The organism is Vagococcus acidifermentans (genome assembly GCF_003987655.1).
Classification (GTDB): domain Bacteria; phylum Bacillota; class Bacilli; order Lactobacillales; family Vagococcaceae; genus Vagococcus_B; species Vagococcus_B acidifermentans.
In genome coordinates this window covers 1-16,566 of sequence record NZ_NGKC01000014.1, presented here as the reverse complement: position 1 = coordinate 16,566, position 16,566 = coordinate 1, and the positions used below count along the sequence as shown (strand labels likewise).

The following is a 16,566-nucleotide window of genomic DNA, read 5'->3' as shown; positions in this document are numbered from 1 at the left end:
AGAAAAGACAGGTGAACAGGTTTGAATCAAAACAGACAAGATATTAAAGTAAGGCTCTCTTTAATCACAAAAGAGTACGATTTGTATAAGCGTAAATCTGACAAAATCAAAGCACTGTTTCGTTTTTCTCAAAAAAACATTCCGCATTTCTGGGGTGTTAAAGGGATTTCAGTCGAAGTGAAATCCGGCGAAGCGATCGGCCTGATCGGCATCAACGGTTCGGGCAAATCAACCATCTCCAACATTTTGGCCGGTATCATTCCGCAGACGACCGGCGACATGATGATTAACGGCGAAACGTCGATTATCGCCATCGGTGCAGGGCTGAAACCACAGCTGACAGGAATTGAAAACATCCGTTTGAAATGTTTGATGAGCGGCTTCACCAATGAACAAATCGATGACTTGATGGACGACATTATCAGTTTTGCCGACTTGGGTGATTTCATTGACCAGCCTGTAAAAAATTATTCCAGTGGGATGCGTTCCCGTCTCGGATTTGCCATTGCAGTCCATCATAATCCCGATGTCTTGATTATTGACGAGGCGCTGTCAGTGGGGGACGACACGTTTTATCAGAAGTGTGTGGACCGTATTCTGGAATTTAAGGAACAGGGCAAGACGATTTTCTTTGTTTCACATTCGCTGCCGCAAATCAAAACGGTTTGTGACAAAGTTATCTGGATGCATTACGGGGAAATGCGGGAGTTTGGCGAAATGGAAGAAGTAGTCGCCCACTATCAGGAATTTATTCAATGGTTCCGCAAGCTCTCGGCCAAAGAAAAGCAGGAATATCAGGATGAATACAAACGGCAGCAGCGGGAATTTTCTGAAGAAGATTTGCGTGCCAAAGCACTGGCGCAAGGATTTGACGAGAGTGTGCTGCAAGGGCCGTCAATCGGTAAAATGTCCGGCCTGACCAAAATGATGGTAGTCGCGGCGACTATTCTGCTGATGTTTTTCGGTACGCTGCACGTCACCAACAAATCGTTTAAATCCATCATTCAGAATCCGGCCCGTTTGTTTTCCAGCGAGCATGTGATGCCATCCGCTGAGCGCGCATCTTCCTTGGACAGCGCAGCCGACAGGTATACTTTATGGAATGGCTGAAACAAGCGGCAAAAGCCTGTTACAGCCAACTGGTCCGGTTTGTTTCGAGGCGAGCCGTCCGTGACAAGTTATCAAAAGAGATTGTTTATTTGATGAGCTTTCCTTCAAATAATCAAGGACTGATTGAAGCACTGCACCGCGATTATCCGGTAACAGTGATGTACACGTCTGATTGCCGGCAAGAAGCTGAGGCTTTGGCCAAACAGCAGGTCAGTATACTGCCTCTGGACAATCCGTTCGTTTTTTTCTGGCAGTGCGTGCCGCTGATGACGCGCAGCCGTGTGGTCATTTGCGATAATTACTTTCCGTTTCTGGGGTATTTGCAAAAACATTCTGATGCGGTATTTGTGCAGATTTGGCATGCAACAGGCGCTATCAAAACATTCGGCTATGAGGATAGACAGCTGAAACACCGGACTAAAAAAGACTTGGCACGTTTCACGTCTGTTTACCAATCATTTGATTATTATGTCGTTGCCTCCAAACAAATGGCTGACGTCTTTCAACGCAGCTACGGCGCTCGCGAAGAACAGATGCTCTATTTCGGGCTGCCGCGAACAGACCAGTTTGTACAGTTGCGCAAGGCGCAGACAGAGCAGCAAGACCAAACTGCCGACCACAAAAAAGTTATTGTTTATACACCGACATACCGGGAAGGCCAGACTGAGCTGCCGCTTCTTGATATCCCAAAAATGGCGAAAGAACTGGGAGATAGCTACCGGCTGATCGTCAGACTGCATCCGCACGTGCAGAAGCTGGCAGACAAAGTGCCGCACACGCCGTTTGTGTCGTGGGACGGCCACCTGCAGCCGACAGCACAGCTGTTGGAGACGGCTGATTTGCTTATTACGGATTATTCGTCCGTTGTCTTTGACTACACATTGTTGAAACAACGTGCGTCTGTGATATATTTTTGGTATGATAGAGAACAATATGAAGAAAAGACGGGACTCCAGCCGCATTTGACTGAACTGTTGAACGGGCCGGTAGTGGCAACGACTGAGGAGCTGATTGCAGCCGTTAAAACCCACGTACCGACGAATCAAGAACAGTTCAACCGGCTGTGGAATACATACAATGACGGAGCAGCTACGGCACGCTTTGTCACCTATGTGCATCAATTAATGGATGGTATGATATGAAGAAAGTAGAATACATTCTGGACGTACCGGTTGACCGGATATCATTGACTGATATTTTATCAGATGTGCCGGTCTATTTGGAAAATAACGATAAAATGCTTTTGACCAGCGTCAATCCGCAAATTGTTTTGATGGCAGATAAAGATACGCAAGTGAAAGAATACATTAAAACATCGACGCACCGTTTTCCTGATGGCATCGGCCTCGTCAAAGTATCCAAGCTGACTGACGGTGATATTCATGAGCGTGTGGCTGGAATTGACGTGATGACGGCATTGCTTGAGTATGCCAACCAAAGCGGACTGGCTATCTTTTTATACGGCGCCAAACCTGAGGTGGTAGAAAAAGCTGCTGTCAACATCTCAAAACGATATCCGCGGCTGAGAATTGCCGGTACTCAAGACGGGTATACGGCTGTGTCTGATGAGGCGCTGATTGCGCAAATTAACCGGAGCGGGGCGCACATGCTGTTCGTTGCGCTTGGTTCGCCCAAACAGGAGCTGTGGCTGGCGCAGCATTATCAGCAGCTTGACTGCTGCATTTATCAGACAGTGGGCGGCAGTTTCGATGTGCTGAGCGGCATGGTCAAGCGGGCACCGGATTTTTATATCCGCCACAATCTGGAGTGGCTGTACCGCTCATTGAGCAATCCCAAACGACTTTACCGGATCATCCAATTGCCTTGGTTTGTGATCAAGGCTGTGTCCTGGCATCGGCGTCAGGGAAAGAAAGCAAAGGGAGAGTAGCGAACGTGAATGATGTAAAAACAATTTTACTCGAACAGTTTAAAAATTTTGGGATCATTACCAGAATTTCCAAATACGAAGAAAAAGCAACCTATCAAAGTCACTATCTTGGTCTTATCTGGCAGTTTCTAAACCCTGCGATTCAGATCGGGATATATTATTTGGTGTTTGGTATTGGTGTGAGACGAGGTCAGGAAGTTGACGGCGTGCCGTTTATTATTTGGATGCTGATTGGCATCATCGCCTGGTTTTTCATCAACAGTTCAATACTGGGCGGTTCTAACAGTATTTACAAGCAAGTCGGCATGGTATCAAAGATGAAATTTCCTGTCAGTATCCTGCCAACTGTGAATATGGCCAGTAACTTTGTCAGCTATCGGTGGATGATGCTCGTTCTGCTTGTGGCAATGCTCGGGTTTGGTGTGATGCCAACCATATATTGGCTACAATATTTTTATTATTTTTTCTGTATGATAGCCTTTTTGTTTGCTTTTGGCATTTTGAATTCGACCATCACAATATTGGTGAGGGATTATCATATCATGTTGCAGTCTGTTCTCCGCCTGCTGTTTTATTTATCCGGTTCTATCATGGATGTCAACAATTTTGTAAAAGGCGACCGGTTTGCTTGGGCCGCTAGAATTCTAGAGTTGAATCCTATTTACTATATTATCACTGGTTTTAGGGATTCATTCCTTTCCAAACAGTGGTTTTGGCAGAAAGGTACGCAAACCGCGTTTTTCTGGTTACTAGTGTTTTTATTGCTTTGTATTGGTTCGCATGTACACATGAAGTTCCGTGCAAGGTTTGTCGATTTTATTTAAAACAATGAGGAAGAAACCATGAAAAAACTAGTACAATCAATCGTTTACTTGTTATTTAAACTTTTCGGACACTCTCAAGATAAACAGTTAGTTTATTTTGAGAGTTTTCATGGTAAGCAGTATAGTGATAATCCGAAAGCTGTTTACGTCTACATGAAGCAACATTTCCCATCCTATCGCCTTATATGGGGAGTGACTAAGGGATATGAAGCTGCCTTTGAAGAAGAGCAAGTCGATTTTGTGCGAAGATTCTCGCTGCGCTGGTTTTTAACCATGCCACGGGCGACTGCATGGGTGATTAATACTAGAACACCGATTTGGCTGTATAAACCTGAAGGAATAACCTACATCCAGACTTGGCATGGGACACCGTTAAAAAAAATTGGACGGGATATTGAAGATGTTCATATTCCGGGATACACACGAGAAGGTTATTATCAAGAAATATCCGACGAGTCTTCACGTTGGGATGTCCTTGTTTCCCCAAATACATACAGTACCGACATTTTTAGGAGAGCATTTGATTATGCGGGTGATATACTGGAAACAGGTTACCCAAGAAATGACCAGCTGTTGAAGTACAAATCCGATGATGATTTTATACAAGGAATAAAACAAAAACTACATGTACCTCTTGACAAACAAGTGATTTTGTATGCTCCGACATGGCGCGAAACCGACGCGCAAAAAGCTGGTCAGTACAGTTTTTCACATAATTTGGATTTTAAACGGTTTGCGGAATTATTTGGCAATAAGATAGTTTTGTTAGTAAGAATGCACTACCTTGTTGCATCTGAAATTGATTTTAAACAATACGGCGATTGTATCATGGATATGTCACGTGGCATTGATATGAGCGACTTATTGTTGATATCCGATTTGCTGATAACTGATTATTCATCCGCGATGTTTGATTTTGCCCTGACTGAACGTCCTATGATTTTCTACTTACCCGACCGGCAGAAATATGAACAGGAGTTACGCGGGTTTTATTTTGATATTGATCAGGAACTGCCGGGGGTTATTATTGAAACGAATACTGAATTAGAGCAGCTGATCAATCTATTCTTAACGGATAAAAACCAGCTTTTACTGCCAAACTATCGTGAATTCAAGCATAAGTTTTGTTTTGAAATGATAGAGAGGACCACTCAATTGATTGGACAAATAATCGAAACCAAGCTTTAGGTGTCAAGACGAGATGAAGAAGGGATATTGAATATGGGTATTTTAAACAGTTTAAATAGATTATTTGCACCAGCATATCGGCCATTGCTGACGACAAATGGTAAACTTATACAGCAGTATACAACGTGCTATAAAAAATGCTCTGTTGAAAAACATACGATTTTATATGAAAGCCGGGATGGTCAATCATTGACCGATTCACCGCTGGCGATTTTTGAGTATTTGCTTGAGACTGACTCTGAAAAAAAATACACGCATATATGGAGTATCGTCAAAAGTCCAGAACTGGAAAAAATCATTGCCCCATATCGTCATCATGACAACGTGATATTCGTGGAGCGAAATTCGAAAGAGTATTTGAAATGGTTGGCTTCTGCTGAGTATTTGATTAATAATGCAACCTTTCAACCTTTCTTTATTGCAAAAAAAGAACAGATATATATTAACACTTGGCATGGCACGCCTTTAAAAACAATGGGCTTCGATATTCCAGGCAGTCCATCCGGTGCGCAAAATGTGGTCCGCAATTTTTGCAGTACCAAATACTTGATAAGTCCAAATGAACATACAACGAATATGTTTCTTGACAGTTACCGTTTACGTGGAATGTATCAGGGAGAGGTTTTAGAAGGGGGTTACCCGCGGATAGACCAGACATTCAAGTGCTCGAAAGAAGCATTGCTTCAGCAATTAAAAATGTTTGACCTAAGGCTGGATACGGCCAAAAAAATACTACTGTATACGCCAACTTGGAAAGGCACAAATCTAAGCAGTGCCAGAAATGATTTGGCACAAATTCACGCTGAGATGTCCTATTTAAAAAAAGTGCATGGCGATACATATTCGATATTAGTAAAAGTTCATCCGTTTTTATATAAACAGGCGAAACGTTACGAGCCATTAGTGCCTTATTTAATACCTGACGTGATTGATACGAATAAGCTGTTGGGCATTGTAGATGTGCTGATTACAGATTATTCAAGTATCTTCTTTGATTTTTTAGTTACTGACAAACCTATCATTTTTTATTGCTGGGATGATGATTTGTATTCGGAAGAACGAGGCAAGTACTTTGAGTATGAAGAACTTCCGGGTCCGGTGGCATTTACCGTGAAAGAGCTGTCAGATTATCTGACTCATTTGGATACAGTTGGAAAAGAAACACAAGAGAAGTATGAGCGCTTCAAGCAGCGGTTCGTACCTTATGATGACGGGAGAACGACAGAACGTTACATAAGTTATATATTTGATAAAGAGCAGCAGCATGAAATAACAGTTGTCAAAAATCGTAGTGAGAAGAAACGGCTTCTGTTTTATCCCGGCGGCATGCGCAACAATGGTATTACAAGCAGTTTTATTAATCTTGTTAAAAATATTGACAAAGACAAATATGAAATAATTTGTTTGATGGATTCAGCGCGTTCGAAAGAGCAAATTGAAAATATAAAAAAACTGCCTCAAAGTGTTCATATGCTGTTTAGATTTGGGCAGCCCGACTTTACAATGTCGGAAGCGTACAGGGATTTGTATTTTCATATGTTTGGCATGAAAAAATGGAATGAACATTTATTTCCTGCGAACATCTATCAAAGAGAAGCCCGACGTCTTCTTGGCAACAATGATTTTGATGCCGCGATTGATTTTAGCGGTTATAGTCTGCATTGGGCAAAAATCATTCTTGGAGCTGCTGCAGACAGAAGATTCTGCTATATGCACAGTGATATGTCTGCTGATGCGCAACGTGTTGTCAATGGGAAAAAAATCCACAAAATGAATTTAACAGGACTATTCAGCGTGTATCACTTGTTTGATAAAGTTATCTCTGTTTCCAAATCAACGATGGAAGTGAATAGCTCGAAATTAGCGCATTATCTCCCGCAGGAGAAATTTGATTTTTCTCCTAACACTGTGGATATAGAACGGATTGTGGGAACAGAAACTGCAGCTGTAAGCAACCGGGAAAAGACTGTGGAAAGCTCAGCTAGTCAATTTAGAGGCTTGCTGCTTGCAGATGACGTGACTGTTTGGAATAAGCGTCCAGATGACAGTTCTGCCCGTCAGATGAAGCTTTCTTTAGATAAATCAAAGGAAGTTTTAGGTGTAGGAAAGGTAACGATAGAAGAGTGCGTCTATTATAAAATTAGTCAATCCGATCAATATATTGGCTGGATAGACTCTAAAGCAGTCAAAGAGTTGCCTGATGAAGTGATAAAGAAAGAGACAGTATCTTTATTTGGAAAAATCGCCACAACGAAAGAAAGTTTTTTGTATTCACAGCCGCTGAGTTTGCCTGGCACATATCTTAAATCATCAGCCGCTGATCTAAGAAATATTTATGTTGAAATCAAACAAATTGTTACAACGACAAGTGACACAAGTGTCTTGATTGTAGTGGACGGCATTGAGTTGGGGTGGCTGCCGTTAAATGAGTTTCGTCCGTCACAACGGTTGAACGTGTCTTCAACTGCCGGTGACGTTCCCTTTTCTGTTAAATGTCTGCGTCGTTTAGCAGTAATTTCCAGTAAACTCCAAAAAAGAAGTGTCTATGAAAATCTGTCAAAAAGAACTACACTGATAAAAAAAGTCAATAAGTTTGTGACGGTGGAAAAAAAAGAGGCGTTTAGATTAGCATCAGCAACTCATGCGGGAGCATCCGTTCCAGATAGAGACAGCAGTATTTTTCTAGCTGAGATTTATCAGGAAAGCTGCGGTCAGAAAATTTATAAACTCCGTGATGCTCTTAATCAAGATTTTTTGATAGATGCAAAATATGTTAAAGTGATAGACGAAGTGGTTAAAGAAAGTATTTTTCTGCAAGAGCAGTGCTCATATGTTGTCCAAGCAGTGTATCCACAGGTAAAAGTCTTCAAGGAGTTCTCAGATATTTTGGATAACAACTTCATAACCATAACGATATCACAGGATGTGCAAGTTTATTCAAAAATAGTCACAACACTCAACCGTGAATTTATTCAGATAGACGTTGACGGCAGCAGTGTCTGGGTGTCCAGCAGTTCTGTCAGACCGAGCACTGAGAGGGGGGTGTTTAATAAGGAGAAAGAATATATCCCATTTCCAACGACAGAAGAAATTAAATTTGTAACGATGGGCCGCTTGTCTCCGGAAAAAAATCAAGGGCTACTTGTAGAGGCATTTGCGGCGTTTTATGCTGCACATAGAATCGGACAGCTTTATATTATTGGAAGCGGACCGGAGAAGGAAGCGCTGGTTAAACAGATAGCTTCATCAGGCGTATCTGATAGGGTTCATTTGTTGGGGCAGATCGATAATCCGTTTAGTTTTATGAAAAAATGTGACGTTTTCGTACTGACCTCTCAATATGAGGGACAACCGATGGCATTGCTGGAGTCGATGACTTTAGGTCTTAAAATTATTTCGACAGATATTCCAGCTTGTCGTCATCTGCTGGAGGATGGCAAGTTTGGGTTGTTGACTGAAACAAATGATTTGGATGGGGTCTTGAATGCTATGGTTCAGGTAGCTGTGAGAACTCTGACATTTATAACCTTTGATGCACAAAATTACAATCAAAAAGCTATGAAACAGTTTTATAATGTAGTGTTAAAATAACGCATGGGAACAACTGTATGAGTTGCATCGTTAGAAATATTTGTTTTTTGTAATTTTGATTATGCGATGTAATAGGGTAGCTGTGCCTTTCAAGAATATAGCCTAAGTATATTATATAAGTGAGGAATGAATATGAATATTTTAATTACAGGTGGAGCTGGGTTTATTGGTTCTAGTTTATGTAATCATCTGTCAATAGACAATCATATAACTATTATTGATGATTTATCAATGGGCAAATTAGAAAATATTGATATAAACGATAATGTAACTTTTATTAATGGTTCTGTTACGGATAAAATATTAATGCAGCGAGTTATAAAGGACGTAGAATTTGAGTATATATTTCATTTGGCGGCTATAGCGAGTGTTGCTGATTCGGTTGAACGGCCAATAGAAACTCATCAGGTCAATTTTGAGAGTGTTTTGAATTTATTGGAATTAGTTAGAAAGTTTAATCCTAAATTAAAAAGATTAATCTTTGCTTCATCTGCGGCAGTGTACGGAGATGAGCCGACCCTTCCAAAAAATGAAGAGTCAGTTATCCGTCCACTAACCCCTTATGCAATAGATAAGTTTGCAGCTGAAAGATATGTTCTTGCGTATAATAATTTATACAATATTCCAACATCGGCAGTTAGATTTTTCAACGTATATGGTCCAAATCAAAACCCTAATTCTCCATACTCTGGTGTCATATCGATTATAACCAATCAATTTGCTAAGAAAAAATCAGGAAAAGAAGCTAAGTTTAAGGTATTTGGTGATGGAGAACAATCTAGGGATTTTGTCTACATTGCTGATGTTATTGCAGCGCTGGTATTAATAATGGAACACAATAATGCGAAGGGTAAAGTATTTAATGTCGGAACAGGAAAATTCATTTCTATTAATGAGTTGCTTAAGACTTTTGAAAAGCTTACATCGTATTCTATTCCAATTGAATACGAGATAGAAAGAGAAGGAGATATTAAAAATTCTTTTGCAGATATTACAAAACTAAAATCGTTAGATTATACCCCTTTATTTTCAATAGAGACTGGGCTGAAAGAATATTTAGAAATAAAAAAAATAATCTAACTTTTTGTAATAATGTTATAAATACGATGAATAATATCTTTGTTAAAGTTGCTAAAAAGGATGTGCATGAAAGTTTTAGTCAAAGTGATTTGTTTAAAGCAATCATGTCCGAGGATGTTGTTGTCTAATTTGCGACTAACAATTTTTTTATAAAACACATTGTCTTATATAGGGAAAATAAAAAATAAGAAATACTTTATTCATTGTGATACTGTTTTTAAATGTTAAAATGAGAAGAACGGTGTTTTCTGTTTTTTCAAAAAACTATTTTATCCGACTATGTATTCAAGTCTTTGCGACACTTAAAAATGAAATCAAAAGTGTGAAAAAAATTTAGTGTAAAATTACTATAGGAAAGCCAGTTGTCCAAAAATATATGATCAAATATTTAATTAAATACTTGTTAAGCGGTTATGTAGTGAGAAGAATATTAATGCGAATTATTAAAATTTAACATGGGAGTGAATAAGTAGTGGATTTAGCTGGAGTAGGTAAGACATATGTTAGAAATATGGGAAAAACTTATTTTGCAAATAGCGTAAACTATATGAAACAATTTAAGAAAAATAATATAGATGAAAAAACTATATTATATGAATCAATGCATGGCAAGGGAATGAATGATTCTCCGTATGCTTTTTTTAAATATTTGATGGAAAAACCAGAATTTAGTGAGTACAAGCATATTTGGGTTTTGAATGATCGGGAAAATAATCAAAATTATGAATTTTACAAACACTATAAAAATGTTAAATTTATTAACACACACACTAAGGAATATTTTAAGTACCTATCTTCTAGTAAATATTTGATTAATAGTGTTAGTTTCCCAGAATATTTTATTAAGAAAGATGAACAAATTTATATTAATACATGGCATGGTACACCTTTGAAAACGTTGGGAAAGGATATGGGGGGGAAAGTGTTTCAACATGCTAACCTTCAAAGAAATTTTTTAAAAGCAAACTATATCATATCTCCAAATGAGTTTTCAACTGAAAAGCTACTTGCGTCACATGATATGGAAAAAATTTTTGAAGGGCAAGTCATTGAAAAAGGATATCCAAGAATTGATAGCACTTTGCAAAAGAGCATCCGTACAGAAGGTTTTTTAACAGATTATTTACATATAGACTTAGATAAAGAAATTGTTCTGTATGCACCGACTTGGCGAGGAGAGGTCGGTGAAGTTCAAGAAATATTAAGCGACATAGTTCCTAAAATCGCTGAGATTTCTCAAGGTTTAAAATCTAGTCAGACGTTGATAGTAAAAGCACATACTTTAATATACGAGCAATTGAAAAATGCTGATTTGCCAGTCCAATTAATTCCAAACTGGATTGATACTAATGAATTATTATATTTTGTGGATATTTTAATCACAGACTACAGTAGTATTTTCTTTGATTTTTTAGTAACAGATCGTCCGGTTATATATTACATGTACGATAAAGAACAGTATATTGAAGAACGAGGAGTGTATCTTGATTTAGATAATTTGCCTGGACCAGTTTACAGAACGGCTAAAGAAGTTATTAATGGTATTAAATCAAAAGAGTATTTAAACGAAAAACACCTTAGTGTTTACAAAAAGTTTAAAGAAAAATTTAGTTCACATGAGAACGGGAGAGTTACTGAGTACTGTGTGAATAAAATATTTTTAGAAGAAAAAGTTAGAATAAAAGATACTACAAGGAAAAACATCCTTGTGTATGGCGGTGGAATGCTTAACAATGGGATTACTGCATCATTAATAAACTTGTCACATAGTATTGATTATCAAAAATATAATTTGATTATTATTGATGCAAAGAAAAACAGTGAAGAATTTCAAGACAATATCAGGAAATTAAATAAAAATACAGTTGTAATGTACAGAAGTGGCTATATACAGCACACATACAAAGAATGGATTTACTATAATAGATTTTTTAGAAAAAAGGAAGTTGAAGATAGTAAACTCTCTATTTATCAAACTCTATTTGACAGAGAACTAAAGCGACTTATTGGGGATGTTACTATAGACGTTGTGATAGATTTTTCTGGTTATGTACCTTTTTGGAGTTTCTTACTTTCTATGGTGACGGTCCCTAAAAAAATAATATATCAACATAGTGACATGTTAAGTGAAACTAAAAAAGTAGTGAACGGAAAGAAAAATCATGAACTTAATCTAACTAAAGTGTTTATACTGTATAAATATTTTAATTACATTGCTTCAGTAGGTGAAAATACGTTAAAGATAAACAAAAATAACTTTAGTCATATTACTTCTAAGGATAAATTTGTATATATACCAAATGCTATGAATGTTGATAAACTGTTTGAACACAGAAAAAATCCAAAGTTACACAATATAAAAGTCAATGAGAATGAGTTGATGGCTTTAGAGGATACAGTTAACGGTGGAATGCTCCAAATAAAGGCTGTCAAACCTATTAAAGAAGACGAAATCAATTTTATTAATATAGGTAGATTATCACCGGAGAAAGATCAAGAAAAATTATTGATGGCATTTGCAAAACTTGTAAACAAGTTTCCTAAGAAAAAAATGCATCTTTATATTGTAGGATCCGGAGTTTTGGAGAATAAACTTAAAAATATTACAAACATGTTATCCTTAGAGAGACATGTTACTTTCGTCGGTCAAACGGACAGTGTATTTGAACTTTTAGATAGGTGCGATTGTTTTGTGTTTTCTTCTAACCATGAAGGTCAACCTATGACTTTGTTGGAAAGCCTAGCTTTAGGAAAAGATATCATTGCGACAGATATACCAGGTAACAGGTCAGTTTTAGGGAACTCTTATGGCTATATTGTTGAGAACTCAGTTGAAGGGCTTTGTGTTGGAATGGGAAAATATTTAAATCATGAGATTATCTTCAATAAAGATTTTGATGTTGTTAAGTACAATGAAGAAGCTTTAAAAACTTTGTATAAATATATTGAAAATAAAAATTAGTGAGTTGATAGAAAAATGAATTTAACTAGGAAAAAGCTTACAAAAATTTTACCAATTATTGTTGTTATATGTTTTTTTTATTTACTAAACCATTATACTCCGCTTTTAGTGGATGATTTTAACTATGCGTTTATTTTTGGAACCGAAGAGAGAGTTCGGAGTATTTCGGATATTTTTATTTCTCAATATAATCATTACTTTATACAAAATGGTCGAATTGTAGTTCATTTTATGGCGCAATTGTTTATTTTGTTAGGGAAAGACGTGTTTAATGTTGTTAATACATTTGTTTTAGTTATATATGTTTTCTTGTTATTGTGGCATATACAGGGAAGACTAAAATACAGTCCTTATCTATTCATGGTGGTTAGTTTTTTAATATGGTTTCTTATACCAGCATTTGGACAAACAATGCTGTGGTTAGATGGATCTACAAATTATTTGTGGGGAGCATGTATAATTTTAACTAGTATGCTCCCTTATCGACTTTATAAAGGAACATCAAAAAAATGGGTTGCATTTATCACACCTGTTTTAACTTTTTTAGGAGGTTGGACTAATGAAAATACTTCAGGTGCTTTAATTCTCATGTTAATTTTATTCTTGTGTATTTGGAAGTGTCGAGGAATAAAGATACCTACTTGGTCTATAATTGGGATTATATCAGCTGTTATTGGGTTTATACTGATGATAGGAGCGCCTTCCAATCGTGTTAGAGCAGACATGATTGCTTCTTCGCCTTTAATAAATAGAATATGGTACGTGATTGGAGGACTGATTGAAGATTTTGGTATTTTTATTGTAATATTTTGTATTTTGTTTGTTTTAGTTATAAACGGAAATTTGAAAAGTGAATTGTTGAAAAACATGACAATAGAACCATGTATATTTTTTACAGGAGCGTTGGCGTCGTATATGGCTATGGCATTACCTACTTATTTTCCAGATAGAGCAAAATTTGGAGCCTATTCATTGATGCTTATTGCAGTTTTGAGTATTGGTAATTTGGCGGTTAAAAATCATGTCATGCAAAAAAGATTTTTATTAACCACAATACTCATCTGCACCATTTTCTTTTCTCACAGCTTTATTGATGCTTTTGTAGATATCAAGAGAACTTATAATTTGTGGGATGAAAGAATTGCTTATTTTATGCGGATGTATGATGAAGGTAAAGAGGATATTTCTGTTAAAGTTATTTTCCCTAAGAATACACATAATGCTTTACATGGATTAGTGGATTTACGATCTGATCCTAACAAATCTCCGAATTCTTATACAGCTAGGTATTGGGGATTTAAAAGTATAACAGGGATTTTTGATGAATAATGTAAGAAAATATACACTAATATTAATTGGGAGTATATTGACTGATAAGGATAGAGGATATAAGAAAACTTGAAACCAGAATGTACTTCATTTTAGGTTATTCATAATGCTATTATATTGCGAAAGAATAGGAGATATGAATGATGAAAAAAATTAGTATATGTGTTCCGGCGTATTCGGAGGAAGATAATATTCAAGCTTTGTATACTGAATTAACAAAGGTTTGGCAGAAAGATTTGTCTGGCTATACTTATGAAATTGTTTTTGTTAATGATGGAAGTAAAGATAATACATTAAGTAAAATGCAGGAATTAGGCAGAAGAGATGAACGTGTTAAAGTTATCGATTTATCCAAGAATTATGGTAAGGAGATAGCGATGTTGGCAGGTTTAGATCATTGTTCAGGTGATGCGGCTGTAATAATGGATTCTGATCTACAGCATCCTCCAGAGCTTATTTCTAAAATGGTGGAACTCTGGGAACTTGGTTATCAAGATGTATATGGTCGTAGAGTTGTTAGAAAAAAAGAACCCTGGCTTAAAATTAAATTATCTCAAATTTACTATAAATTATTATCATTTATTTCACAAACAAAGATAGAAAATGGCATTGGGGATTTTAGGCTACTCGATCGAGAATGTATTAATGCTCTAATTGCAATACGTGATAAAGAACGTTATACTAAAGGGTTATACAATTTGATAGGTTATAAAAAAGTTTCAATTGATTTTATAGCTAATGAACGTTTTAGTGGAGAAACCAAATGGACGTTCAAGGATTTATTTAAGCTAGCATTAGATGGGATTACTTCATCATCTGTAAAACCTTTGAAGCTAGCAATTTACGCAGGATTTTTAATGCTGATACCAGCTTTTTTCTATTTTATTTATACTTTTGTTCGCGCACTTTCTGGCAAAACAGCTGATGTGCCAGGATATTCAAGTTTAATGATTGTTATTCTGATTTTGGGCGGCATCCAATTGATTTCAATAGGAATTTTAGGGGAATACATCGGTAAAATTTTTGTTGAAACAAAAAAACAGCCTCCATATTTTATTAATAAGAAAAACTCAAAATTGTAGTATCTTAATTAAAATATCAGTCTCATACTAGGGGTGAGTTTTCTACCCTAATTTTAGGATACGGGAGGTATAGAGTATTTCTTCTCAGTATCTAAAACTTGAAGCTTGAAAATTATCCTCAATTTCTTGATATAACTGGACTTTAGACGTCAGAAAAGCATAAATGCGACATTCTTGATACAATTTAGATACAGACATCTAATCGTTAAAGGAAGCAATAATGCCATGAACATTTTACACAAAATGACACACATTCAGAGGCTTTGACATCAACTATTCAACATTTTTATGCGACGTTTAAATTATCAAATGTTGCCAGAAAAACCAACTTCTAAAAAGTAAAAGTTTTTTATTTCAAGATACTGTTTTGATGTCTGATTAGTGTAATTTTTTTCCATCACTTTGCGTATCGTGATTACCTGCAGAATCGGGACAAGCTTGCTTTTTCAGATAAGACTTTCCGAAATCTGATGAATGACGCCCGCATCAACTGGCAAAAATTTTTATTGATCGTCAGTCAGAAAGTGGCAGCCTATTTTCGTACATTGACCAGTGACGAGCGCAAAAAAGACGGATTAGCGATCAAACTCTGGCAAACGAAAAGCACAAGCTCAGCGTAAAGGAACAGAGGCAATAATCGAATTGCTTGAAAAAGTACTTGAATGTTTATGGCAGAATAAAAGTACACAAAGTTGCAAAGGAAAAGTACACAACTTTGCCAATGGCTGAAACAAAAAAAGGCCATTGAAAACACCCTGAAAATCCTCTAAAGTTATAGTTTCGACACTGTAACTGGAGGTAAGAAAGGTATGCTTTTAATGGCTGACATTAATACTATCAAAAATTTGAGAAATAATCACGATAAATCTATCAACCATATTCGAAAAGAATTAGGAATCAACTGGCGAACTGCTAAACGCTATGCCGATGAGTCCGTTGTTCCCAAACCCAAACTAAAAAAGAAGTCTGGGATGATGTATGATGAAAAATGGGGAGAGATTGTGAGCCTTTGGCTCACAGAAGATGCCAAGCTTCCAAGAAAAAAGAGACGAACGAGACTTTTCCTTTTTGAAGAATTAAAAGAACTGGGTTTTAAAGGTTCGTATCGTACGGTCTGTGTGTTTATTCAAGATTGGAAAGCCACTCATGTTGATAGTGCTAATGAAGATTTAGGTTTTGAACGTCTTGAACATCCTCCTGCTGAAGCTCAACTTGATTTCGGGACGTAAGCGCCCGGTAAAACAGTGCCTACACACCAAATAGCCTGACCTTTATACTAGAGTCAGGCTATTTACTGTTTATCAAAAGTATATGTTGCCCGGCAAAGTTGTTGAACTTCCTCTGCCCAAGGTAAGCATTGGTAAGCGGGTAATAATCACACGGGTGCACAAATAGCGTCAGATAAGGTATGATTTTCATAGAAAACCATCCAACTTATCTGGCGCTCTTTTCTATAGGGTTTAGCGACACGTTTGTTGACTTTGTTTTGACCACGGAAGATACGCTTCCAAT

General features: G+C 37.0%; 12 protein-coding genes. All 12 read left to right on the top strand.

The window, feature by feature from the left end:
• Positions 1–21 precede the first annotated feature (21 nt).
• The 12 genes from CBF27_RS11185 to CBF27_RS11135 all read left to right on the top strand — a co-directional run bounded on the left by CBF27_RS11185 (position 22) and on the right by CBF27_RS11135 (position 16,283).
• Positions 22–1,110 (top strand): ABC transporter ATP-binding protein, encoded by a 1,089-nt coding sequence (locus CBF27_RS11185; RefSeq protein ID WP_126814392.1) that lies wholly within the window; start codon positions 22–24, stop codon positions 1,108–1,110.
• Positions 1,098–2,252: a CDP-glycerol glycerophosphotransferase family protein gene (locus tag CBF27_RS11180; RefSeq protein ID WP_126814391.1), complete on the top strand. Its 1,155-nt coding sequence runs from the start codon at positions 1,098–1,100 to the stop codon at positions 2,250–2,252. The genes CBF27_RS11185 and CBF27_RS11180 overlap by 13 nt, the downstream gene beginning before the upstream one ends.
• Complete coding sequence (locus CBF27_RS11175) at positions 2,249–2,998, top strand: WecB/TagA/CpsF family glycosyltransferase (RefSeq protein WP_126814390.1); 750 nt, start codon at positions 2,249–2,251, stop codon at positions 2,996–2,998. Before CBF27_RS11180 ends, CBF27_RS11175 begins: the two co-directional genes overlap by 4 nt.
• A 5-nt stretch (positions 2,999–3,003) precedes the next feature.
• Positions 3,004–3,822, top strand: coding sequence for an ABC transporter permease (locus tag CBF27_RS11170; protein WP_126814389.1), 819 nt, complete (start codon positions 3,004–3,006; stop codon positions 3,820–3,822).
• 18 nt (positions 3,823–3,840) lie between these two features.
• The gene (locus CBF27_RS11165) at positions 3,841–5,010 is read left to right on the top strand and encodes a CDP-glycerol glycerophosphotransferase family protein (RefSeq protein WP_126814388.1); all 1,170 of its coding nucleotides are present in this window, start codon (positions 3,841–3,843) and stop codon (positions 5,008–5,010) included.
• A gap of 33 nt (positions 5,011–5,043) precedes the next feature.
• On the top strand, positions 5,044–8,601 hold the full coding sequence (locus tag CBF27_RS11160; protein ID WP_126814387.1) for a CDP-glycerol glycerophosphotransferase family protein: 3,558 nt from the start codon (positions 5,044–5,046) through the stop codon (positions 8,599–8,601).
• Between the two features lie 126 nt (positions 8,602–8,727).
• A complete protein-coding gene (locus tag CBF27_RS11155; protein WP_126814386.1) occupies positions 8,728–9,681 on the top strand; it encodes an NAD-dependent epimerase/dehydratase family protein in 954 nt (317 codons plus the stop codon).
• A gap of 472 nt (positions 9,682–10,153) precedes the next feature.
• Positions 10,154–12,643 carry a glycosyltransferase gene (locus CBF27_RS11150; protein ID WP_126814385.1) on the top strand — a complete coding sequence of 830 codons (2,490 nt, stop codon included), beginning with the start codon at positions 10,154–10,156 and terminating at the stop codon, positions 12,641–12,643.
• Positions 12,644–12,658: 15 nt separating this feature from the next.
• On the top strand, positions 12,659–13,972 hold the full coding sequence (locus tag CBF27_RS11145; RefSeq protein ID WP_126814384.1) for a DUF3329 domain-containing protein: 1,314 nt from the start codon (positions 12,659–12,661) through the stop codon (positions 13,970–13,972).
• 143 nt (positions 13,973–14,115) lie between these two features.
• On the top strand, positions 14,116–15,054 hold the full coding sequence (locus tag CBF27_RS11140) for a glycosyltransferase family 2 protein (protein ID WP_126814383.1): 939 nt from the start codon (positions 14,116–14,118) through the stop codon (positions 15,052–15,054).
• A gap of 470 nt (positions 15,055–15,524) precedes the next feature.
• Complete coding sequence (locus CBF27_RS14190) at positions 15,525–15,674, top strand: hypothetical protein (RefSeq protein ID WP_170175098.1); 150 nt, start codon at positions 15,525–15,527, stop codon at positions 15,672–15,674.
• A gap of 189 nt (positions 15,675–15,863) precedes the next feature.
• Positions 15,864–16,283: a hypothetical protein gene (locus CBF27_RS11135; RefSeq protein WP_245986055.1), complete on the top strand. Its 420-nt coding sequence runs from the start codon at positions 15,864–15,866 to the stop codon at positions 16,281–16,283.
• Positions 16,284–16,566 lie beyond the last annotated feature (283 nt).